The following is a 21527-nucleotide window of genomic DNA, read 5'->3' as shown; positions in this document are numbered from 1 at the left end:
ATGGTTACAACAGAATTAAGCATTCCAAAGCATCAGAAGAGTATATTCATGTTGAGTTTCAATATGAATATACTATTTGGAATGGGTGAGTACCTGTTGAATATCGTAGAACAGGTGTTTCTATTCAAGATAACCCCAATGATAGAAATGAAATTCACGCTTATCTAAATTTGATTTATGAGAATATGAACCCCAACAACCACCAAAATTGGTTGAAAGAACAAGATAATTTTTGGCAAGATAAAAAAGCAGAAACCACAAAATCATTTTTTGATGGTTTAAAAATCGGTGGTTGGAAATGTATTAAATGTACATTACCAAATAATCCAAACTTCGCTCGCAGAATACAAGATTTAAAAGAAATGGGTTATACGATTGCAACTGATACCAAGCATTTTTGTAAAACTTGCAAAGAAAATACCACCCACTTAATCATGTTGCCCATAGCAAGGGGGAATTTAACAGGTAATGGTTACGAAACTTGGAGTAAAGAACTGCGAAAAAGAATATTAAATGTACTTAATAATATTGATGTTTATGAAAATAAACCCAATAGTCATGTATTACCGGACCATAAATTTTCTGAAATTCGCTGGGATGATAATACCAAAGAAGAAAATTTAGATACAATGACTGATGAAGAAATTCGTCAAAAATTTCAATTATTAAGTAACCAACGCAATCAACAAAAACGAGAAGTATGCAGAACCTGCTTTCAAACTGGCAAGCGTGGTATTATTTTTGGTATTCCATTTTTCTATCAAGGTACAGAAGATTGGGATAAGTCTATTCCAAAAAAAGGAAAAGAAGCGGAAAAGGGCTGTGTTGGTTGTGCTTGGTATGATATTGAAACTTGGCGTAATGAATTGATTAAAAAATTAAAATAAAAAATCATGTACAGAAAATATATTTTCTGTACATGATTTGCGACTCATAAACCTAATGTGTAATTTACACTGTATTTACCACGCTTCTGAACCAATGATTTTTTTTCAATTTCTGCTAACGTTTCTTGTGAAGAAATTTCCAGTAAGACCTTTTCAAGCCGTTGGTTTATTTTGATATTTCTTTCATTTTTTCTTCTAATAATGCCATAACATCCAGTAGGAGAAATAAAAATATCATCAGGAGCATCAGCAGAAACAATCTGGTACATATACCCAAAAGTCGCATTTTCAGGAATTTCGGTACAATTTAAAGCAATTTCATGATTTAAATGGACAATACCATTACTTAAATCATAATATTTTGCTTCCAAAATTTCTTGTTCATTGGCAAAAATAAATTGATGATATTCTGCTAAATTAAAAATTTCAGGCTGCCTGAAACGTTCCCCAATCCATTTTACAACAGGGATAGCCCATGAATTGCCAATCGCTTGGTATCTATTGGTTTTTCTTGCTCCATTGATTAAAGTGTAATCATCAGGAAATCCCATTAAACGTTCGCATTCCAACGGCGATAAGCGACGTAATTTATTATTTTGTGCAATAAACAATGAGCCATTATAAGCAGCCGCATTACCATTCCATTTTGTACCATAGGCAGAGTACAAACAATCAGTAAATTCACGAAAAACTTCAAATTTCACATTGTCTTTATGAAAAATCAACTCACTTTTGGGAAATGAAATATTGTTAATGTGATTATTTTTGGGGTCATGTAATTCAAATAATATATTTTCAGGAAAAAAGTTTGTATCTGTGGCAACGACATACAATCGTCTACGTTGTTGTGGTAAGCCAAAATATTTGGCATCTAAAATTCGCCAAGCAATGTTTCGAGTTTTACCTTTTAAAATACCAGCCGAAGCCCATTTTTTCTTTTCAATAACCGTATCCAAACCCGCCAGCGATGAAATAAAACAACCGAAAGCGTTGGTTTTATCAGTTAAAACCCCTTCCACATTTTCCCAAAAAACAACTGTACGGTTTTGACCATTTTGTAAACGAATTTTGTCATTTTCATCAATAATATCGATGAATTTTAAGGTTAAATTACCACGTTCATCATCTAAACCATTTTTGATACCTGCCAAAGAAAATGCTTGGCAGGGCGTACCGCCACAAATCAAATCAGGAGCAAAAATTTGATTGCTTTTTAATAAGTCAGGAATATTTGACATATCTCCCAAATTGGGAATATGGGGATATTTTTGTTTTAAAATATCAGATGGAAATTTGGCGATTTCAGAAAACCATTTAAATTCAAAATTGAAATCTTGCCAAGCTAATGAAGCCGCTTCAATACCTGAACATACACTACCTACTGTTTGAATTTTAAGCATATTTATTTATCCATTTCTTGATGGCTACTGTGTGTTTCTGCCAAACGTTGTTTGGCAATCGTAGTAATAAAACTTTTTTCAGCCAACCATGCAATTACGATATTTCTGACAATTTCAGCATCTGTTTCGCCTAATTCACCTTTAAAATGTTCCAAAAGTTCCATTTGTTTATCAGAGAATGAAACTTGAATTTTTTTAGCCATATTGCACCATAAGATTGTATAAATAATCCTATTATAATCTAATTGGATTGATTTATCAATATTTTTGTGGTTGTACTAGAATAACAACCATATTTATTTAGCAAAACCCTAATCCGCTCCGCCGATAGCCTGCTGATTAGTGCAGGGGCGGGCATGGGCGTGGATTCTGGCTTACCTGACTTTCGGGGCAATAGTGGTATGTGGCAAGCCAATCCAGCACAGGTGAATGAATTGTTGAAGAAGTTGATTTAATGCGATAAAATTCAAATACCAAATTGGTGTTTGAATTTTTTTAAAGTTTTTAAGTAAATTCAGGAGCGATGCAATGGCAGAACTCACCGTTAATAAAAAATCCATTAGTGAATTGTTTACAAATACACATTTTTTTATTCCAGATTATCAAAGACCTTATGAGTGGGATATTGAAAATTGTGAAACGCTTTGGAATGATATTATTGATTTTTTTAATAATCAAGAAAGTGATGACGATAATTATTTTTTGGGAACAATTGTCTATTATCCAAACAAAAAGCAATCTGAACTAATTGACGGTCAGCAACGAACCACATCGCTGATGTTATTATTGAGAGCATTTTATAAGCAATTAGAAGAAATGCAAGAAGATGAACAAGTTATTGGTCTTAAAAACCAATTAGCTCCTTGCCTTTGGGATATCAATAAAATCTCCCAAAAAGTAGATGACAAAAGCAAAATTCACATCGTCTCAGAAGTCATTACCGAGCAAGACAACTTAATATTTCGTGATATTTTAGAAAATGGTATCGCCAACCAAAATAACAATGACAATTATTCAAAAAATTATTTGTTTTTTCAAAAAAAGTGTAATGAGTTTGCACAAAAAAGTCCAATGGCTTGGAAAGAACTGTGCATTACCATTATTAGCCAATGTATTATTTTACCGATTGAATGCGATACCCAAGATACTGCACTCACAATTTTTTCCACATTAAATAATCGTGGTTTACCGCTATCTGATGCAGATATTTTTAAGGCTCAACTGTATAAAAAGAGCAAAGATAGAAAAGACTTTACCGATACTTGGAAAGAATTAACGCAAATTTGTAAACAAGCCAATATTAGTATTGATGATGTGTTTCGTTATTATATGCACATTTTAAGAGCAAGGGACGGTAATGCTGGAAAAGAAATTGGCTTGCGTAGATTTTATACAGAAAATAAATCCACACAGCTTGATAAAGTTAATATTTTAGAAATTCTTGAATTAGCAAATTTTTGGAAGTTTATTTTTCAAAACTATAAAGATAGTGGTGTTAATTACAAATTTTCACTCAATTCAAAAAAATGGTTAAATTGCTTTCGTCATTACCCCAATGACTATTGGAGATATGCGGTAAGTGTTTTCTTTATGAAATATAAAGATGATGAAAATTTTGAAAGTCTTTTTGAACAGATGTTGGAAAATTTATTGTCATTTTTATTTGCAAAATTTATTGATAAGCCCACCGTCAATGCAATTAAAGATAATATTTTTAAAGCCTGTGTTGCATTTGAAAAATCAACCAATCATCAATACCAATATGATTTTGAATTACATAGTGATTTGTTTTTGCAAAGAATTAGTGAGCATTCATCATCAAGAATAACAAGAGCTTTATTGATTTTACACGCTTATTTAAATAAAAATCAAAAAGACTTAATAGATGGTAATTTTGATATTGAGCATATTTTTCCAACCAAATGGCAAAACACCAATTACAATGGTTGGAACAAAAATGATGCGGATACTTATTTGAATAATATTGGGAATAAAATTGTTCTTGAAACAAAACTAAATATCCAAGCAGGTAATGGTTATTTTGGTAAAAAGAAAGAAAAATACAGCCAATCAAAAATTACTGTTATACAAGAATTGGCAAATTATCCAAAAGATGACTGGCTAAAAGAAGATATTACCCAACGAGAAAAGCAAATCAAAAAAGACTTAATTGCTTTTTTTGATAAACATAAGCATTAAATATTTGCTATAAAAAACAACTACCCAAAACAACAAACCCCAAAATAACTTGGGGTTTGTTTTATTTGTTAGGAGTACTTAGACAGTCACACTTAAATAACAGCCTTATTCCGCCAAAAAATCTTAACTTGCGATAGAATGTCATTTAGCTCAAAAAGCTAAAAACCCCTTGATGGCAAGATAAGGCTTGATGAAAGCTATTTTGGTGGCATTCATAAAGGCATTTGAGCACTTAGCAAATACAATGGTATTAACAAGAAAAACTTTTCATCTTTTTATCAAAGAATGTGAGTTTAGATTTAATTACGGTACATCATCACAGCAGTGATTGCCATTCACAATCCCTTTAATGGCGAATTTTTGGGAAATGTACCTGATTTATCTGCCGAAGAAGTCACCCATTCGGTAACTGCCGCCACAAATGCCCAAAAAAACTGGGCAAAACTCACCGCCGCCGCACGAGGTAAAATTTTGCATAAATGGGCAGATTTGATTGATGTCAATCTTGATGACCTTGCCCGCATTTTGACCTTAGAGCAAGGCAAGCCCTTAGCTGAAGCAAAGGGTGAAATTAACTACGCCAACAGTTACATTCGCTGGTATGCCGAAGAAGGCAAGCGTGTCTATGGCGATGTCATTCCCGCTCCAAACCCAGCCTTGCGTTATACCATTTTAAAACAGCCCATTGGCGTATGTGCCGCCATCACACCATGGAATTTCCCATCAGCAATGATTGCTAGAAAAGTCGCCCCCGCCCTTGCAGCTGGCTGTACGATGATTGTTAAGCCTGACACCCAAACACCCTTTTCCGCACTTGCCCTGATGGAACTGGCAAGACAGGCAGGCTTACCTGATGGTGTTTTGCAAGTGGTGACAGGCGATGCCAGTACTATAGGTGGCGTTTTAACATCCGACCCACGCATACACAAACTTTCTTTTACAGGCTCAACAGCTGTTGGCAAACTCTTAATGTCGCAATGTGCCAACACAATAAAAAAACTATCCTTAGAGCTTGGTGGCAACGCCCCCTTTATCATTTTTGATGATGCCGATCTTGATAAAGCTATTGATGGTTTAATGGTATCTAAGTACAGAAATGCGGGGCAAACGTGTGTCTGTACCAACCGTGTTTATGTGCAGGCAGGCATTAAAGACGAATTCTTAAAACGCTTTGCAAATAAACTTAACAGCCTAACAGTCGGCAATGGCTTGGACGAAAATATCACCATCGGACCACTGATTAATGACAAGGCAATGGAAAAAGTACAAGGTTTATTAAAAGATGCCTTAGATAAAGGGGCGACACTCATCGCAGGGGGCGATAAAAATCCTATTAGCAAGCTCACCTTTAACCCAACCATCATCACCGACATTACATCCAATATGGATATTTTTAGCCAAGAAATTTTTGGTCCAATCGCCCCTGTGTTTGTTTTTGACACCGAAGAAGAAGTACTTCAACAGGCGAACGACACCATCTATGGCTTGGCAGCGTATTTTTATACTAATGATTTGGGAAGGTCATGGCGTGTGTCAGAAAGGCTAGAATACGGCATGGTTGCCCAAAATACAGGGCTGCTTTCAACGGAAGTTGCCCCATTTGGTGGTGTCAAGCAGTCCGGTTTTGGACGTGAAGGCTCAAAATACGGTATTGAAGACTACATTACCATCAAATATTGGTGTGCAGATGTTGGTTAATTGATCATTTCTAAATACGATTTTTTCATAATTTTTTAGCCAGATACATAAGGAGTATTTTTATGGCAACTAATCAAGACTTATTGGCACGCCGTCTCAAAACCCTACCCAAAGGGCTTGGTGTTTCATTTCCTGTCTTTGCTCAAAAAGCCAACAACAGCGAAATTTGGGATGTGGACGGCAAACGCTACATTGACTTTGTAGCAGGTATTGGTGTGCTCAATACAGGACACAGCCACCCCAAAATTGTAGAGGCAGTCAAGGCACAACTGGACAATTTTTCCCATACATCAGGGCAAATAGTAAGCTACGAAAGCTACGTTGCCTTGTGCGAAAAATTGTGCGAAAAAGCCCCCATCAGTGGCGACAAAAAAGCATTTTTGCTAACCACAGGTGCTGAAACTGTTGAAAATGCTATTAAAATTGCTCGTGCCAAAACAGGGCGTGCAGGCGTCATTGCCTTTGTTGGTGGTTGGCATGGCCGCACACTTTTGACAATGGGTTTGACAGGCAAGGTCATTCCCTATAAAAAAAGCTTTGGTCCAATGCCCGCTTCCATCTTTCATGCATCATTCCCATCGCCAGCAACAGGTGTTAGCGAAGAAGCTGCCTTAAAAGATTTGGAGATGATTTTTAAGGCGGATATTGACCCATCTGAAGTAGCAGCCATCATTGTAGAACCCGTGCAAGGCGAAGGAGGCTTTCATCAATTGACCCCAAGCTACGCCAAAAAACTGCGTGAAATTTGTGATGAGCATGGCATTGTATTGATTTTTGATGAAGTGCAATGTGGTTTTGGACGGACAGGTACGCTGTTTGCTGCCGAGCAACTTGGCGTTGAGCCTGACCTGATTACCAGTGCCAAGAGTTTGGCAGGCGGCTATCCAATTTCAGCACTCATTGGTCGTGCCGATATTATGGACGCACCGCAAGCAGGCGGATTGGGTGGTACTTATGCAGGTAGTCCTTTAGGTTGTGTGGCGGCATTAAAAGTATTAGAAATTATTGAAGAAGAAAATTTGCTAGAAAAAAGTTGTCAAATTGGCGAAAAAATCGCTACTTTCTTAGCAGGATTAAACCACCCTAAAATCGCCCATATCCGCCACAAAGGGGCAATGCTCGCCTTTGACCTTGTGGATAAAGATGGCAATCCTGATGCGTCGGCGGCGACAACACTTAAAAACAACTGCTTTGAAAACGGACTAATGATTGCCACCTGCGGTATGTATTTTAACAGCATTCGTGTGATGGTGCCTTTGACTATACAAGATGAAGTATTGGACGAGGCATTGGCAATTATCTTTAAATCTTTGCCGTAAATAAGGTTGTGAGGTGTGCGGCATTGAATTGGTCAATGCATTGCATACCTTCAAATATAAGGAATCATTGTGGTAAATACAACTTACCATAACAGCAAGGAGATACTATGTCACAAATACAATTTAGAAAATCTTTAAAAACCAGCGATGTCATTGCCTTAGCATTTGGGGCAATGATTGGTTGGGGCTGGGTCGTCTTGGCAGGTGGCTGGGTGCAGTCAGCAGGGCTCATTGGAGCAATTTTGGCAATTTTTTTGGGTGGTCTGGCAATGTTATTTATCGGTTTGACCTACGCCGAGCTTGCTGCATCGATGCCTGTTACAGGTGGTGAACATACTTATACACACCGTGCGATGGGCATTCACATTTCTTTTTTATGCTCTTGGTGTATGCTATTTGGCTATTTAGCAGTGGTAGCATTTGAAGCAGTTGCCCTGCCAACGGTGGTTGAATATCTGATTCCAAACTATAATCAAGGTTATCTTTATAATGTCGCAGGCTGGGATGTATATGCCACTTGGGTGCTGGTTGGAATTATTGGCTCTATTTTAGTCACTTGGCTGAACATTCGTGGTATTGAAGTAAGCTCATGGTTTCAAAAATTGACTGTCTTCGGTATTTTATCAGTAGGTATTATGCTGTTTATTGGGGCATTACTTTTTAATCCAGAAGCAGGGTTTGACAGAGTACCGACCTTTACGGAAAACAAATGGTCGGGTATTATGAGCGTGATGATTATGATTCCATTTTTGTTTGTTGGCTTTGATATCATTCCCCAAGCTGCCGAAGAAATTGACCTAACTCGCCCAAAAATCGCCCTGTATTTGATGATATCACTCATTATTGCAGTGGTTTGGTACATGGGTGTGGCGTGGAGCGTTGGTTCGGTACTGGATATGACCCAAGCCACTGAGTCCAAACTGGCAACCGCCGATGCCATGACTTTGGCATGGAATGGCAAATGGGCAGGTACATTGCTTGTTATTGCAGGGATTTTGGGCATCTTGTCTAGTTGGAATGCGTTTTTGATTGGTGGCAGTCGCTTGATTTATGCCATGTCAAAATCGTATATGCTACCTGCTTTTTTAGGCAAATTACACCCAAAATACAACACGCCCGCAACTGCCATTTTGCTACTTGGTAGCCTAGCGACACTTGCCCCATTATTTGGACGTAAAATGCTTGTTTGGCTGGTGAATGCAAGTGGCTTTGGGGTTATCATAGCTTATATGTTGGTCGCTTTAGCATTTTTGGTGTTGCGTATCAAAGAGCCAACTTCTATGGTGCGTCCTATCATCATTCCCTTGGGTCAGACGGTCGGTGTGATTGCTGTTATCTGTGCAATCGCAATGGCATCTTTGTATTTGCCTGGTAGTGCTTCCGCACTCACCCCTATGGAATGGGCAATTTTTGCAGGATGGATGGTATTGGGCGTCGTGTTGTACATTTATGCTTTAAACAAATTCCCTGGAAAATCTCAAGCCTTTATGGATGAAGAAATTCATGCCGTCAAAACAAAAAATCAACAATGGTTAAAAGAGCAAGGAATACCAAGTCGGGCATTTGAAAAATAATGCCCAATCAAACCAAACCGCACCCCAAAATTTTATAGGGCTTTGGGGTGTTTTTGATACTTAAATATACAATCTAACTACAACAAATAAAAAAGACTTCCCTATTACTTTATATCAACTGAACCCAAAAAACCACCACAAATCCACATAAAATAAAAGAACAACTTGTTAAGGCAATCCAATATCCAATCTTGCCGAATCCCTCAATCTGACCTCAAAACCACTTAATGAAGCTTAAGTTGGGTGAGTATGTCATTGGTGGTCTTTTATGATTTACTGCTAGGTTGGTATTGTAGTATATTTGGGTTTCGGTTGGTATATAAAAACCCCCAGAAAAACACGCCCATTATGAGCGTGTTTTGATTTTATTATCAATCAAGAATTCATCATTAGATATTCAAAGGCAGACAAACCTGCTTTTGAACCTTCACCCATTGCAATATTAATTTGCTTATACGGCACAGTGGTAACATCGCCACAGGCAAAGATACCTGCTTTATTGGTACGGCATTTGGCATCAATTTCAATCTCACCTTGCGGTGTGATATTAACCAAATCTTTCACCATCTCAGAACTTGGCACCAGCCCAATTTGTACAAATACCGCATTCAAAGGCAATGTTACATTTTCACCAGACACTCGGTCTTGGTAAATCAAGCCGTCCACTTTGCCACCATTAGCAGTAATTTGCTGTGTGGCAGCATTTTTGATAATAGTGATGTTATCACGAGCTTCAGCCTTGTCAATCAGCACTTGGTCAGCACGCAATTTGTCGCCAAATTCTAACACCGTAACATGCTTAACAATGCCCGCCAAGTCCAGTGCTGCTTCCACACCAGAGTTACCGCCACCGATGACCGCAACCGGCTTGCCTTTAAAGAATGGACCATCACAATGCGGACAATACGCCACACCATTACCAATATTTTCATCTTCGCCAGCCACACCAAGTTTACGCCATTTCGCTCCTGTGGCAATGATTAGCGTGCGTGAAGTCCAGCTCATGCCTGTATTTAGTGTTACTTGATAACCCTCTTCAACCTCTTCAATGGCAGATACACTCACATGCTCTTTGACAGTGATGTCATATTCTTTGATATGGGTTGAAAGATTTGCCGCCAAAGTATTACCATTGGTCAGTGGTATAGAAATTAGGTTTTCAATGTCTTGGGTATCTTTGACTTGCCCACCAATACGGTCAGCAACCAACGCTACTTTAAGACCTTTACGAGCGGTATAGATGGCAGCAGCCGAACCTGCAGGTCCACCACCAATGACAGTAACATCTTGAGTTTCAAGCTGTTCTGTCACACCCTTCGCCAATAGGTCTGGATACTCAGCTTGTAATTTATCAATGATGCGTGCGGTATCTACCTTACCATTTAAAAACGGCTTACCATTTAAAAAGACTGCAGGCACACCCTGAATGTTATTATCTGCCACAAGCTCTGAGAAAACACCGCCATCAATCATTTCATTGTCAATGCTAGGATTAAGCAGAGCAAACTGATTTAGGGCTTGTACCACATCAGGACAATTATGGCAAGACAAAGAAACAAAGGTCTGGAATTTTAGTGGCTGTTGAATACGCTTGACCAAATCCTGAATACTCTCATCCAATTTTAGCGTATGCCCACCCGCCTGCAGAATTGCCAAAATCAATGAAGTGAATTCATGACCTCCTGGTATGCCACTAAATACGATGCCTGTATCTTTATTTTCTGTGGTGATTTTAAAGCTCATGGGCGACAAATCAATATCCACAACCGATTTATCAAAACCGATTTTATCCGAGCAATTAGCAATCTGCTCAAGAAAATGAATCAGTTCAGCACGCTTAGCGTGTTCACCTTGACCAATGACCATCTGGATTGGGCGACTCATATTGGCACTATATGTAGTAACAGCATCAAGTAATGATTTATCTAACATGGTATTTACCTAAAATTGAATTTATATTGATAAAAAAGCAGTATCATCACATTATAAGGTTATCCGCCCAAAATGTAAATTTAGATTTTTAAACACTATTTTTCAAGTGTCCATACCGCCCATTTTATGCACTTTTTAACCCTTGCTAAAGCAGGGTAATTTTGATAAGATACTTTTACACCCCAAAAAATAGGGTGTAAAAAACCAATGAAACCCAAGGAGAATGTCATGTTCCCAGAATACCGAGAACTTATTACCAAATTAAAAACTGAAAATGACCTGCATTTTATCAAGCTTTTTGATGAACACAATAATTTAGACGAAGAAATCACCAATCTAGAAAATGACCCTGTGGCAGCTGCTAGCCGTGCTGAAGAGATTGAAGGTCTCAAGCGTAAAAAACTTGGACTCAAAGACGAGCTATATAAATACCTACAAACCAAAGCATGATTGGTCATTAACCATCACTGCTTATGCTACAAGCCCAAGTTGTAAGACTTGGGCTTTATTTTAAGTCTTTGTTATACCTAAATCATAAAAGCAATAAAAATCGCCCCAAACGAGACGATTTTTATTGCTTTTATGCTAGCTTAGATACCAATTTGGTTGATTTTAAATCCCAAGATTAGATTTTACCAACCAAGTCTAGGCTAGGCTTCAAGGTCTCTTGACCTGCTTCCCAAGCCGCTGGACAAACATCACCATCATTATCACGCACATACTGAGCAGCTTTTACTTTACGAATCATGTCTTTAGCAGAACGACCGATACCTAAATCATGAATCTCAGCAACCTTAATCAATCCTTCTGGGTCAACCAAGAAAGTGCCACGAAGTGCAGCGTGCTGACCTTCAATCATGACATTAAAGCCACGAGTAATCGCACCAGTGCCATCACCTAGCATCGGGTATTTTACTTTACCAATCGCAGGCGAAGCGTCGTGCCATGCTTTATGAACAAAATGTGTGTCGGTAGATACAGCATATACTTCCACACCAAGAGCTTTTAGCTCTTCATAATGATCAGCCATATCTTCTAGTTCTGTTGGGCATACGAAAGTAAAGTCGTGTGGGTAGAACATGAAGATTGCCCACTTGCCTTTAACATCGGCAGTAGAGATGGTTTTGAACTCTCCATTAACGAATGCTTCGGTAGTAAATTCTGGGATATGTTGATTGATGATTGCGGTCATAACTTCACCTTTTTTATTGTGGGTTGAATTATGCAGTAGCAATTTACTGCCTACTTTGTTATTATAACGAAAAAAGCCGAGCGTTTCCACCGTTAAAACTGCCAACGGTTTTATTTTGCTTTAATATGATCTAGGTGCACAGACTTTGCATTTTAACATTTAAAAAAGGTATTTTATGATTACCCTACGCCAGTTAGAATTTGCACTTTCAGTTGCCAAATACAAACACTTTAAGCGTGCCGCCGAAGAATGCAATATTTCTCAATCCGCCTTGAGTCTAGGGATTGCCGAACTTGAAAAACAGTTGGATACACAGATTTTTGAGCGTAATAACAAGCAGGTACTCATCACACCCATTGGCGAAGAGATTTTGGACAGAGCACAGCGTATCTTTAGCGAGATTAACGATTTGATAACTCGTGCTCATAGCCATCAATCGCCACTCGCCTACCCCATGTCCATCGGCATTATCCCAACTGTCGCCCCCTACCTACTGCCAAAAGTATTACCCACCTTAAAAGAACAGTATCAAGATTTTGAACTGTCCATCACCGAAAAACAAACCGAACGACTCATCGAGCAGGTACGCTATGGGCATATTGATACCGCCATCATCGCCCTACCTTATCCCATAGAAGGATTGCATGTATTTGAGTTTTGGGCGGAGGACTTTTTTGCAATTTTCCCAAAAGGCAAAAAACATATCGATGCCAAACACATCACAAGCGATGAGCTATCCAAGACCAATCTATTATTGCTGGGCGAGGGGCATTGCCTAACCGATCAGGTGCTGTCGGTGTGTCAGATGAATAAAGCAGAGATAAGAACAGGTTTTTCTGATGCTAGCCTAAACACAATCATACAGATGGCATTATCAGGCATGGGTACGACACTCATACCAAAAATGGCACTTGACCAACTGTCTAACACGCATGATATTAATAGCATGCCCTTAGCCGAGAAAGGTCCACATCGCCGATTGGCATTCATTACTCGTCTCAATTACGCCAGAGTTGATGATGTGCGTCTGCTTAGCGAGATATTTAGTAAAACCTTGTCTGCTGATGCCAGCGACTCACAACAAGCGTAAGAGCAATATTTAACCATCAATACGACCCCTTAAAAGACCATGCCAACGCTCATAATCTGGCATGGCTTTTTTTACTTCTTGCCAAAAGTATTGCCCATGATTGGCATGAATCAGATGGCATAGTTCATGCACAAAGACATATTCAGTGCATTCATAAGGATAGGCCGGCAGATAAGTAGAAAGCCAAATTCTAGCATCACGAGTATTACAGCTTCCCCATCGGGTTGTCATGGTTTTGATACGCACCTCTTTGGCACTTTTGCCAACGATGGGGTGCCATTTTTGCATCAAGGCGGGGATTTTTTCGGTCAATGCCTGACGATACAACACCAGCACCACTTCTTGATCTAAAGACCAATCAACCGTCTCACCCCACAGCGTCATCAAACCAGACTGCAAGGATTCCTGTCTTTGCTTTAATTTATTACTGGCATGGTATGCCCAAGTTAGACGGCCTTGCACCGCCTTAATCACCACCATCTCATCTGCCAAATATGGTACGCTTACCAAGCACTCGCCTGATTTAATACGAAAATTGATGTTCTTCACCGATTTTTTGGTGATGACAAGGCGAATGCCATGCTCAGCATACAGCAGTGTTAAATTGGTTATATCCATGTGCGTTTTGCTTAATTAAAAAAGGATGCCACAAAGGTCGGTTTAAGGTAAAGTCTAGTTACAATTATACCAGACACAATAAACAATCCACATAAAATAAAAACAGATTGGTATTGCCCAACCTGTTTTTTATTATTCTATGATAATTACAAAGTCTCTAAACTGATTAATTGAGACTTTTTGGGGCGATAATGGTTAATTCAACACGGCGGTTTGGCTCATAACCATTGCCAAACTGGGTGGTTACGCCACGACCGATGGCAGTGATGCGGCTGGCACTTACGCCACGATTGGTCAGATAGTTCGCAACGGCATTGGCTCGGTTTTGTGATAAAATTTGGTTGGCACTCCGACTACCCTCAATAGACGCATAACCATTCACAACCACATTGGTCTGATGATACTGATTTAGGGTGGCCGCCACTTGGTTTAGAGTACTGTATGATCCTGGCTTGATGTCATAGCGACCCACATTAAAAGTAATCGCCTCTGGGATTGATAGATGAATATTATTGGTCATGGGGTCACGAGTAACTCCAATGCCCGTGCCTGCGGTCTGCTGTTTTAGGCGAACTTCTTGCTTGCTCATATATGCACCAACGCCTGCACCAACCACCGCACCAATGGCAGCATCACGACTTGTCTTTTCACCACCTGTAGCCTTAGAGATAACCAAGCCACCTAAAGCACCTGCCAATGCACCAATACCAGCTTTTTCGGCATTGTCATTAACTTGGACAGCTGTACTGGCACAACCTGCAATGACTACGCTAGATGCTACAGATACTGCCAATAGTTTCATTTTGATGTTCATGATAGACTCCTTAAGGTCTTAAAATCAATTCAAAGCAATCCACATGAACCCAAATGTACATTGGGACGCTTATTGTAATGTATTATGAATGAAAAAACCTACTTATCTGTTATAAGTCTGTATCTTATTGGTGTAGTTTTTATGGAGCCATCTACTTCCTACGCATAACCTTCTCTCATTGTTCATCATTTTATAAAATCACACCCAAATTTCACAACACCTGCCATCCTACACCAATCATCTGTTAATTAAATGACGATAAATTATCATCAATATTGTATCAAAAAGTTTCAACAGCGGTTTTCTGCATCATTTAAGAAACATTTATTCATCTTTTTAATAAAAATTTGGTAAAATAAATGTAATTTTCTTGCGGTGGCATATTTTGAATATTTTATTGCATCATCGGTAATAATAAATGCAAAAACACTCAAAAACAAGCTCTAGATAAGCCATCAAAATACCAACTCGGATAATCTTATGAATACAGCCACCCAAAAAAAACAACGCAGTACTTTGCCCTTTTTTCAAAAACTATATGACACATCCCCAAAACTTGCCCAAAAACTCTCATTTGCCATCGGTGCAGGCAGTATTGTCGCTAACAGTGTTGGATTATCCATCCCTTTATATACTGCAGGTTTAGCTAAAATGCTCAAAAAATCCAAAATCGCTGATAAAGCCGTCATCGGCATGGCAAATTATTGGATTCATTCAAACAACCTAATCATTGATAAAGTTTTGCCCGCCAAAGACTGGCGTATTAGCGTGCCTGACGACCTAAATCCAAACGGTAAATACCTATTGATTTGTAACCATCAGTCATGGGTGGATACAAGTATTATTCAGTATGTTAGTGAAGGCATCTTGCCCATCACGAGATTTTTTGCTAAGCATGAGCTCATTTATATCCCCATCGTTGGGCAGACCTTTTATTTTCTTGACTTTCCGATGATGAAACGGCACACCAAAGAACAAATCCAAAAAAACCCCGAACTTGCCAACCGAGACTTAAACGAAGCTCGCCGTGCCTGTGAGCTGCTTGCTGATAAGCCCTTTGTGCTACTTAACTATTTGGAGGGTACACGCTTCACCCCTGCCAAACATACTGCTCAAAAATCCCCCTACAAACACTTATTAAGACCTAAGGCAGGCGGATTGGCACTTGCCATCAGTAGTCTTGGTGATAAAATTGACGGCATCTTGGATATGACCTTAGTTTACCCAGATGGCACACCACAATATAGCGACCTATGGCAAGGAAAACTGTCTCGCCTTAGCGTAGATATTCGTCATCTAAACATGGATGGTGAGCTGTTTTTGGCACTAAAAGATGGACAATACAACCAAAATGATGAAGTCAAAGCCAATCTGTTTGCTTGGCTTGATGAGATATGGCAAGCCAAAGACCGCCGTATTGATGCTATGCTCAATGAATTTGACTAACAGTCTTTTAAGATACGGCCTGACAGCCCATCATTGTGCACATCAGATCACTGTCATTTCACCAATAACCAACTAAGATTACCATGCGACAAACACCCCAGCTAGACGAGTTGAGCATTCCACAGCCACACGAAGTTCCACAAGATGTCATACCATTATTTGGTGGTGAGCACCAACAGCGTCCCAGACATCTAAAAATCGCCTACGACATCATCATGCTGGCGTTGCTTGTGGTGGATTTGTTGTTGATTTTTGCCGACAACATTTTAATGAGTGCGTTGAGCGGTTATATTGCCAAATGGACAGGGCTTGAAGGATTATTGATGACTTATCAACACCATCATCATGAGCAACTGACACTCATCGGCGGTATATTTACTGCATTTTGGGTGATTGAGCTGTCTATTCGCTGGGTGCTTGCGATTGTCGATCATACTTATCATCGCTGGTTTTTCTTTCCTTTTGTGCATTGGTACGAGACACTTGGTTGCTTTCCTGCGTTGCGTGCGTTGCGTCTTTTGCGTGCAGGTGTCATCATCAAAAGACTGCATGATGTTGGCATTCAAATCATTCCAAAACGCTGGATTAACTCGGGAAAATTTTATTATAGCGTGGTACTTGAAGAGCTGTCTGACCGTGTCATCTTAACCGCCACTGATAATATCCGTGAACAACTGCGACACTCAAACACACACGACAAACTCATTCAAGACACCATCAATAAAAATCGGGATACCTTTGAGGCCGCCTTGCTTGAACTGTTAAGAGATGAGCTTAGCCCTAGACTTCAACAGGCATTTATGCACCAAACAGGCGAACAGCTATCTAGTGATATTGGACTTGCGGTTGAACGAGCTCTTATAGACACACCCGAGTTCCGAAAATATCTTAAACTCATTCCGATAGCAGGACATCTGATTGAAAATCAAATCACTCATATTGGCAAGCATATCGGTGAAAATGTTACCACCGCCATCAATGCTCATCTGTTCTCACCTCAGACGCTAGATGCCCTGATGGTACAAATCGCCAAAGGCGTCTCAAGTATTGACACCGACCGAACCGCCTTGCAACATCTGATTTTCAACATTGTTGAAGATAGCATCACTGCCTTTGAGCAACAAATTAAAATTCAGCAATGGAAACACAGCGTGCAACTAAAAACAGCCGTGTCAGAACATTGATGGGATTCATAAAAGATGACCAATGCAAACAGCCTGTAAAATAATGCCTGAGCGGTGTTTTTTCACCATTAAAAAAATGCTACAATCTTACTTTTAATAAAAGCATTGTTGTATTCTAACCAAACAATTAACGGTTGATTATCATGAGTAAAGCCATTCAATTATTCGGAAAAATGCTAACCTTTAGCCGAATCAAAATCAATACTGACAACTTGGGCGATATTCAAAAAGAATTGACCAAAACACTACAAGACAGTCAAATCACCAAGAATATTCCTGTCATGATTGACAGTGATACCGACTTAGATTTGGATAAATTGGTTGAGCTGTTATGGAAACTTGGTGTACAGCCTATTGGCGTGGTCGATGGCGCACTCAACAAGCAAGCAAAAAAACTGCGTCTTGCCATCTTACCTGCTGATGGTAAACGCCTAGATCAATTAGCCACCACCGAAAAACCCAAATCGCAAAATACACAATCAGCCAACAAAGCTGACCACCCTGACCTACCTGATGAGACCATCAGCACCCAAAATCTGCATGAACAGCTGATACGCTCAGGACAAAGCGTCCATCACTTCGGTGGCGACCTAACCATCTTAGGTGGTGTCAATCAAGGTGGAGAAGCCATTACCGACAGCAATCTACATATCTACGGTCATGGTTTAGGTCGCTTGGTGGCAGGTGCGACAGGCGACAAGGATGCACACATATTTTGTCAAAAATTCAACCCAACCCTAGTTGCGGTCGCAGGCACTTACTGCTTATCTGAAGATATCCCTAGCGAGCTAATTGGCAAAGCGGTCAAGGTCAGCTACGATCAAGAAATAGGCTTGGTATTTAACAGACTACCCGATTAAGAAAATAAAAACCACCTACTAAGCAGATAAAGCTTTTGGTGGTTTACCCATGGTTGTATTGCAAATGGTGGTCATCTTAGCAACCGATGGTTTGATATTGTGCTTTTTATCTAGCCATCAGATAATCTATGATAAAAAAGCAAAATGTGCTATGCTAAGCTAATAAAATTTAACATTTTTTTGTCAAATCCATAGGCTTATCCACCATAGGTTTTGACAGTGTGCTATTTTGGATAATAAGGAGTGCCACTGTGGCGAAAATTATTGTAGTTACTTCAGGTAAAGGTGGCGTTGGCAAGACCACCACAAGTGCATCATTTGGTGCAGGTTTGGCGAAGCGAGGTTACAAAACTGCCATCATCGACTTCGATGTGGGTCTGCGAAATCTTGATCTGATCATGGGCTGTGAGAATCGTATCGTTTATGACTTTGTTGATGTCATCAGTGGCAATACCAAACTAACTCAAGCCCTAGTCAGAGATAAACAACTAGAAAACTTATATATCCTACCTGCTTCACAAACCCGTGATAAAGATGCTCTGACCGATGAAGGCGTAGCAGATGTCATCAAAGAGTTATCAGAAGACCTAAGTTTTGACTATATCATCTGCGACAGTCCAGCAGGCATTGAGCGTGGCGCACAGCTTGCCATGTACCACGCCGATGAAGCACTCATCGTAACCAATCCAGAGGTATCGAGCGTGCGAGACTCTGACCGCATCATCGGTATTTTGCAATCTCGTACCAAAAAAGTTGAAGAAGGTTCATCAGTGCGTGAGCATCTCGTAATCAATCGCTACAATCCAGAGCGTGTCGCTCAAGGCGAGATGATGGATCTTGACACCATTGCCAACGAAATTCTGCGTGTGCCACTCATCGGTGTAATCCCTGAAAGCAATGCCGTGCTAGAAGCATCAAACCATGGTCAGCCCGTAATCCACTACCCAGAATCAGCCGCAGGTCAATGCTATGATGACATCGTAGCAAGATTCTTAGGTGAAGAACGTCCACTTCGTCATATAGAAGTGAAAAAGAAAGGTTTTTTTGCTAAGCTATTTGGGGGTTAATCCATGAAAAAAGGATTTTGGGCATTATTATTTGGTGGTAATGAAACACCAAGCAGTGCTGATATTGCCAAAGACCGCTTAAAGGTCATCGTTGCAAGCTCCAACCGTCTAAACACTCGCCTAACTTCTGACCGTATCGAACAAATGAAACGAGAGATTTTAGAGGTGGTCAATAAATATGTCAATGGCGTACAGTTGGACAATGTCAATATCAATCATCATTACGAAGATGATATTGATATGCTAGAGATGAGCATCAGCTTACCTGACCGCAAATAATCTATTGTAGCCAGTTGATACAGCAGTACCCGTCTGTGGTACTGCTTTATTTTAACCGTATTTGTACTTTAGACAACTTAAAACAAAAAAAACAGCCATCATGATGACGGCTGTTTTTGATTCTGTTCTAATAAACTTATTAGATTAGAATTTTAGGTGAGCACCAACACTACCCATGTTAGCATTTGAATTTAGGTAGTTAAAGCCTGCTTCTAGGCTAACATTTGGTGTGGCGTTAAAACCAACTGCAACACCACCTGCTAAACCAGTGGTATTTGATTTAACAGTGCTAGCACCATTAAGTTGTTTCTTCTCTATATCAGTTTTTGCCAGACCTAGCTTACCTTTTGCATAAACTGGTGTATTGTTGAAGTTATAACGGTAAGTACCATAGATACCATAAGTTTTGGCATCAGCTTTGTAGCTGCCTGCACTTGTAGTATAATTTTTGTTCTTAGAATCGATATATTCTACTTCTACACCCAAGTTTTGATCAAAGTTGTAGCCACCATAAATGCCATAAGCAGTCGCTTTACCTGGAACGCCATCGATATCAATCTGACCAGCTTTCAAACCAACATAAGGCTGACCTGATGTCAATGAACCATAAGTGATGGAGGCGTTTGCACTTACTGCCAAAACTGATGAGATGCCTAGTGCTAGGATTGCTTTATTTAGAGTTTTCATTGAGTTCTCCTAAAATGCGGTTAAGCACCGCTTGCTTTTGTTTATAAAGTTTTTAAAATACGCCAAGAGCTAAAACTTACGCTCTGTGGCATTGAGACTATAGTAACAGAATATTTCTTAATAGCTGTATGTGTTTATAGATTAAAATGTAAATTTTTGCAAACATTATTCCCATATTAACAACATTTTCTCATTTCTTGCAACATTCCGTTAGCATTTCTAGACCCGCCGTCATTTTATTCAAACAATAAGATTGTCAATCCAAACAACGATAGGCAGATTTTTAGTCATTCGTTCGGCATGGTTGATGGTAAATGGCTATTTATTGCACCATTGGTAAGTTTTTTAAAAAAATAATTTATGCTACAATGCCTAAATAACCGCCCAACCCATCAAAATGATAAACCAACTGTCAGCATGGTATGTTTGATGCCAGTTGCGTCATTTTTAGTTTTAAGGTCATTGACCAAAATCATTAAAAAGACCAGAAAAATGAATACCACCCCAAAATCACTTGTTATCTTTGACCTAGACGGCACACTCATTGACAGCGTGCCTGATTTGACAGACGCCATTGATAAGACTTTGCTAATCTTGGGTAGCTGTACTGCTGGCGAAGAGCTTGTACGGACTTGGGTGGGCAATGGTTCATTAAAACTGGTTGAGCGTGCCATCAACTGGGCAGGTATCACTCTCGAGCGATTAGATGAAGCTCATGAGTTATTTTTGACAACTTATCACAACTGCCATGACAACACAACCGCCTATGCCAATGTCAAAGAAGGACTGATTTGCCTAAAGCAACAAGGATTCAAGCTCGCCATCTGCACCAACAAACCCACCCAGTTTTTACCACAGATTTTGGCCAATATGGGCTGGTTGGATATGTTTGATTGCGTGGTTGGTGGTGATACCCTATCCACCAAAAAACCCAATCCCAATCCGCTATACCACATTTGTCAAACACTAAGTATTGATGTCTGTCAGTCCATCATGGTAGGCGACTCAAAAAATGACATCTTAGCAGGCAAAAGTGCAAACATGACAACGCTTGCCCTAAGCTATGGTTATAATTACGGTGAATCAATCGCAATCAGCAAGCCTGATGCGATTTTTGATGACTTTGGTTCGTTGGTAGCGTTTATTCTAAACCACCATCGTGATGACTGACCACCTGCACTGTATTGATGATGCCGTCTGCTTATAGCAATTACATGAACGACATCAACAGGTAATATGGATAGCCAACAAAGTTGCCAGTTTACCGCTTTGTTAGGCCTT

General features: G+C 39.6%; 19 protein-coding genes and 3 pseudogenes. 15 read left to right on the top strand and 7 right to left on the bottom strand.

Annotation, left to right across the window (positions count from 1 at the left end; all coding sequences use genetic code 11):
* Positions 1-185 precede the first annotated feature (185 nt).
* Complete coding sequence (locus L3D27_RS01540; RefSeq protein ID WP_432481376.1) at positions 186-887, top strand: hypothetical protein; 702 nt, start codon at positions 186-188, stop codon at positions 885-887.
* Positions 888-931: 44 nt separating this feature from the next.
* Here the strand turns inward: L3D27_RS01540 and L3D27_RS01535 are convergent, their stop codons facing one another.
* Positions 932-2287 (bottom strand): DNA cytosine methyltransferase, encoded by a 1356-nt coding sequence (locus tag L3D27_RS01535; RefSeq protein WP_432481375.1) that lies wholly within the window; start codon positions 2285-2287, stop codon positions 932-934.
* Between the two features lie 2 nt (positions 2288-2289).
* Positions 2290-2490 (bottom strand): hypothetical protein, encoded by a 201-nt coding sequence (locus tag L3D27_RS01530; RefSeq protein WP_432481374.1) that lies wholly within the window; start codon positions 2488-2490, stop codon positions 2290-2292.
* Positions 2491-2601: 111 nt separating this feature from the next.
* Here L3D27_RS01530 and L3D27_RS01525 point away from each other — a divergent pair.
* The 6 genes and pseudogenes from L3D27_RS01525 to L3D27_RS01500 all read left to right on the top strand — a co-directional run.
* Positions 2602-2706 (top strand): annotated as a pseudogene (locus L3D27_RS01525) (NAD-dependent deacetylase); the annotation flags it as partial.
* Positions 2707-2815: 109 nt separating this feature from the next.
* A complete protein-coding gene (locus tag L3D27_RS01520; protein ID WP_432481373.1) occupies positions 2816-4486 on the top strand; it encodes a DUF262 domain-containing protein in 1671 nt (556 codons plus the stop codon).
* Positions 4487-4717: 231 nt separating this feature from the next.
* Positions 4718-4814, top strand: a pseudogene (locus tag L3D27_RS01515) (IS1595 family transposase); the annotation flags it as partial.
* Positions 4814-6184 (top strand): annotated as a pseudogene (locus L3D27_RS01510) (NAD-dependent succinate-semialdehyde dehydrogenase); the annotation flags it as partial. The pseudogenes L3D27_RS01515 and L3D27_RS01510, both read left to right, overlap by 1 nt.
* A 62-nt stretch (positions 6185-6246) precedes the next feature.
* Positions 6247-7503: a 4-aminobutyrate--2-oxoglutarate transaminase gene (gabT, locus tag L3D27_RS01505; protein WP_432481372.1), complete on the top strand. Its 1257-nt coding sequence runs from the start codon at positions 6247-6249 to the stop codon at positions 7501-7503.
* A 107-nt stretch (positions 7504-7610) separates the two neighbouring features.
* Entirely contained in the window at positions 7611-9077 is a 1467-nt protein-coding gene (locus L3D27_RS01500) for an APC family permease (RefSeq protein ID WP_432481371.1), read from the top strand.
* Positions 9078-9452: 375 nt separating this feature from the next.
* On the opposite strand, the gene ahpF is transcribed toward L3D27_RS01500, so the two are convergent.
* Entirely contained in the window at positions 9453-11009 is a 1557-nt protein-coding gene (gene ahpF, locus L3D27_RS01495; protein WP_373627902.1) for an alkyl hydroperoxide reductase subunit F, read from the bottom strand.
* A 228-nt stretch (positions 11010-11237) separates the two neighbouring features.
* Between ahpF and L3D27_RS01490 the strand changes: the two genes are divergently transcribed.
* Complete coding sequence (locus L3D27_RS01490; protein WP_284674546.1) at positions 11238-11459, top strand: YdcH family protein; 222 nt, start codon at positions 11238-11240, stop codon at positions 11457-11459.
* Positions 11460-11634: 175 nt separating this feature from the next.
* Here L3D27_RS01490 and ahpC read toward each other — a convergent pair whose 3' ends face one another.
* Positions 11635-12201, bottom strand: coding sequence for an alkyl hydroperoxide reductase subunit C (ahpC, locus tag L3D27_RS01485; protein ID WP_284673934.1), 567 nt, complete (start codon positions 12199-12201; stop codon positions 11635-11637).
* A 175-nt stretch (positions 12202-12376) separates the two neighbouring features.
* Here ahpC and L3D27_RS01480 point away from each other — a divergent pair, with 175 nt between their 5' ends.
* Positions 12377-13291: a hydrogen peroxide-inducible genes activator gene (locus L3D27_RS01480; RefSeq protein ID WP_284673933.1), complete on the top strand. Its 915-nt coding sequence runs from the start codon at positions 12377-12379 to the stop codon at positions 13289-13291.
* Between the two features lie 9 nt (positions 13292-13300).
* On the opposite strand, the gene L3D27_RS01475 is transcribed toward L3D27_RS01480, so the two are convergent.
* Together L3D27_RS01475 and L3D27_RS01470 are read right to left on the bottom strand one after the other, a co-directional pair.
* A complete protein-coding gene (locus tag L3D27_RS01475; RefSeq protein WP_432481370.1) occupies positions 13301-13909 on the bottom strand; it encodes a M48 family metallopeptidase in 609 nt (202 codons plus the stop codon).
* A 166-nt stretch (positions 13910-14075) separates the two neighbouring features.
* Positions 14076-14723, bottom strand: a complete 648-nt coding sequence (locus L3D27_RS01470; RefSeq protein WP_432481369.1) for an OmpA family protein — start codon at positions 14721-14723, stop codon at positions 14076-14078.
* Positions 14724-15203: 480 nt separating this feature from the next.
* On the opposite strand from L3D27_RS01470, the gene L3D27_RS01465 reads away from it, so the two are divergent.
* The 5 genes from L3D27_RS01465 (at position 15204) to minE (ending at position 19559) form a co-directional block, all read left to right on the top strand.
* Positions 15204-16169 carry an acyltransferase gene (locus tag L3D27_RS01465; protein ID WP_284673930.1) on the top strand — a complete coding sequence of 322 codons (966 nt, stop codon included), beginning with the start codon at positions 15204-15206 and terminating at the stop codon, positions 16167-16169.
* 83 nt (positions 16170-16252) lie between these two features.
* Positions 16253-17353: a hypothetical protein gene (locus L3D27_RS01460; RefSeq protein WP_373627906.1), complete on the top strand. Its 1101-nt coding sequence runs from the start codon at positions 16253-16255 to the stop codon at positions 17351-17353.
* Between the two features lie 143 nt (positions 17354-17496).
* The gene (minC, locus tag L3D27_RS01455) at positions 17497-18213 is read left to right on the top strand and encodes a septum site-determining protein MinC (RefSeq protein ID WP_373627907.1); all 717 of its coding nucleotides are present in this window, start codon (positions 17497-17499) and stop codon (positions 18211-18213) included.
* A 251-nt stretch (positions 18214-18464) separates the two neighbouring features.
* Complete coding sequence (gene minD, locus L3D27_RS01450; RefSeq protein WP_284673927.1) at positions 18465-19280, top strand: septum site-determining protein MinD; 816 nt, start codon at positions 18465-18467, stop codon at positions 19278-19280.
* A 3-nt stretch (positions 19281-19283) separates the two neighbouring features.
* A complete protein-coding gene (minE, locus tag L3D27_RS01445; protein WP_284673926.1) occupies positions 19284-19559 on the top strand; it encodes a cell division topological specificity factor MinE in 276 nt (91 codons plus the stop codon).
* Between the two features lie 144 nt (positions 19560-19703).
* On the opposite strand, the gene L3D27_RS01440 is transcribed toward minE, so the two are convergent.
* A complete protein-coding gene (locus tag L3D27_RS01440; protein WP_432481368.1) occupies positions 19704-20246 on the bottom strand; it encodes an outer membrane beta-barrel protein in 543 nt (180 codons plus the stop codon).
* 492 nt (positions 20247-20738) lie between these two features.
* Here L3D27_RS01440 and L3D27_RS01435 point away from each other — a divergent pair, with 492 nt between their 5' ends.
* Entirely contained in the window at positions 20739-21416 is a 678-nt protein-coding gene (locus tag L3D27_RS01435; RefSeq protein ID WP_432481367.1) for a phosphoglycolate phosphatase, read from the top strand.
* Positions 21417-21527 lie beyond the last annotated feature (111 nt).

Source organism: Moraxella sp. ZY200743 (assembly GCF_050885545.1).
Taxonomy (GTDB): domain Bacteria; phylum Pseudomonadota; class Gammaproteobacteria; order Pseudomonadales; family Moraxellaceae; genus Moraxella; species Moraxella haemolytica.
The sequence above is the reverse complement of the archived record's forward strand: the minus strand, read 5'-3'. Positions and strand labels throughout refer to the sequence as shown.

Bases quoted from the DNA above. Each gene is read 5' to 3' on its own strand.
- L3D27_RS01435 (WP_432481367.1), top strand. From the start codon at position 20,739: ATGAATACCACCCCAAAATCACTTGTTATCTTTGACCTAGACGGCACA.
- L3D27_RS01470 (WP_432481369.1), bottom strand. From the start codon at position 14,723: ATGAACATCAAAATGAAACTATTGGCAGTATCTGTAGCATCTAGCGTA.
- gabT (WP_432481372.1), top strand. From the start codon at position 6,247: ATGGCAACTAATCAAGACTTATTGGCACGCCGTCTCAAAACCCTACCC.
- L3D27_RS01535 (WP_432481375.1), bottom strand. From the start codon at position 2,287: ATGCTTAAAATTCAAACAGTAGGTAGTGTATGTTCAGGTATTGAAGCG.
- L3D27_RS01540 (WP_432481376.1), top strand. From the start codon at position 186: ATGAACCCCAACAACCACCAAAATTGGTTGAAAGAACAAGATAATTTT.
- L3D27_RS01465 (WP_284673930.1), top strand. From the start codon at position 15,204: ATGAATACAGCCACCCAAAAAAAACAACGCAGTACTTTGCCCTTTTTT.
- ahpF (WP_373627902.1), bottom strand. From the start codon at position 11,009: ATGTTAGATAAATCATTACTTGATGCTGTTACTACATATAGTGCCAAT.
- L3D27_RS01500 (WP_432481371.1), top strand. From the start codon at position 7,611: ATGTCACAAATACAATTTAGAAAATCTTTAAAAACCAGCGATGTCATT.
- minC (WP_373627907.1), top strand. From the start codon at position 17,497: ATGAGTAAAGCCATTCAATTATTCGGAAAAATGCTAACCTTTAGCCGA.
- L3D27_RS01520 (WP_432481373.1), top strand. From the start codon at position 2,816: ATGGCAGAACTCACCGTTAATAAAAAATCCATTAGTGAATTGTTTACA.
- L3D27_RS01480 (WP_284673933.1), top strand. From the start codon at position 12,377: ATGATTACCCTACGCCAGTTAGAATTTGCACTTTCAGTTGCCAAATAC.
- minE (WP_284673926.1), top strand. From the start codon at position 19,284: ATGAAAAAAGGATTTTGGGCATTATTATTTGGTGGTAATGAAACACCA.
- L3D27_RS01440 (WP_432481368.1), bottom strand. From the start codon at position 20,246: ATGAAAACTCTAAATAAAGCAATCCTAGCACTAGGCATCTCATCAGTT.
- ahpC (WP_284673934.1), bottom strand. From the start codon at position 12,201: ATGACCGCAATCATCAATCAACATATCCCAGAATTTACTACCGAAGCA.
- L3D27_RS01490 (WP_284674546.1), top strand. From the start codon at position 11,238: ATGTTCCCAGAATACCGAGAACTTATTACCAAATTAAAAACTGAAAAT.
- L3D27_RS01460 (WP_373627906.1), top strand. From the start codon at position 16,253: ATGCGACAAACACCCCAGCTAGACGAGTTGAGCATTCCACAGCCACAC.
- L3D27_RS01475 (WP_432481370.1), bottom strand. From the start codon at position 13,909: ATGGATATAACCAATTTAACACTGCTGTATGCTGAGCATGGCATTCGC.
- L3D27_RS01530 (WP_432481374.1), bottom strand. From the start codon at position 2,490: ATGGCTAAAAAAATTCAAGTTTCATTCTCTGATAAACAAATGGAACTT.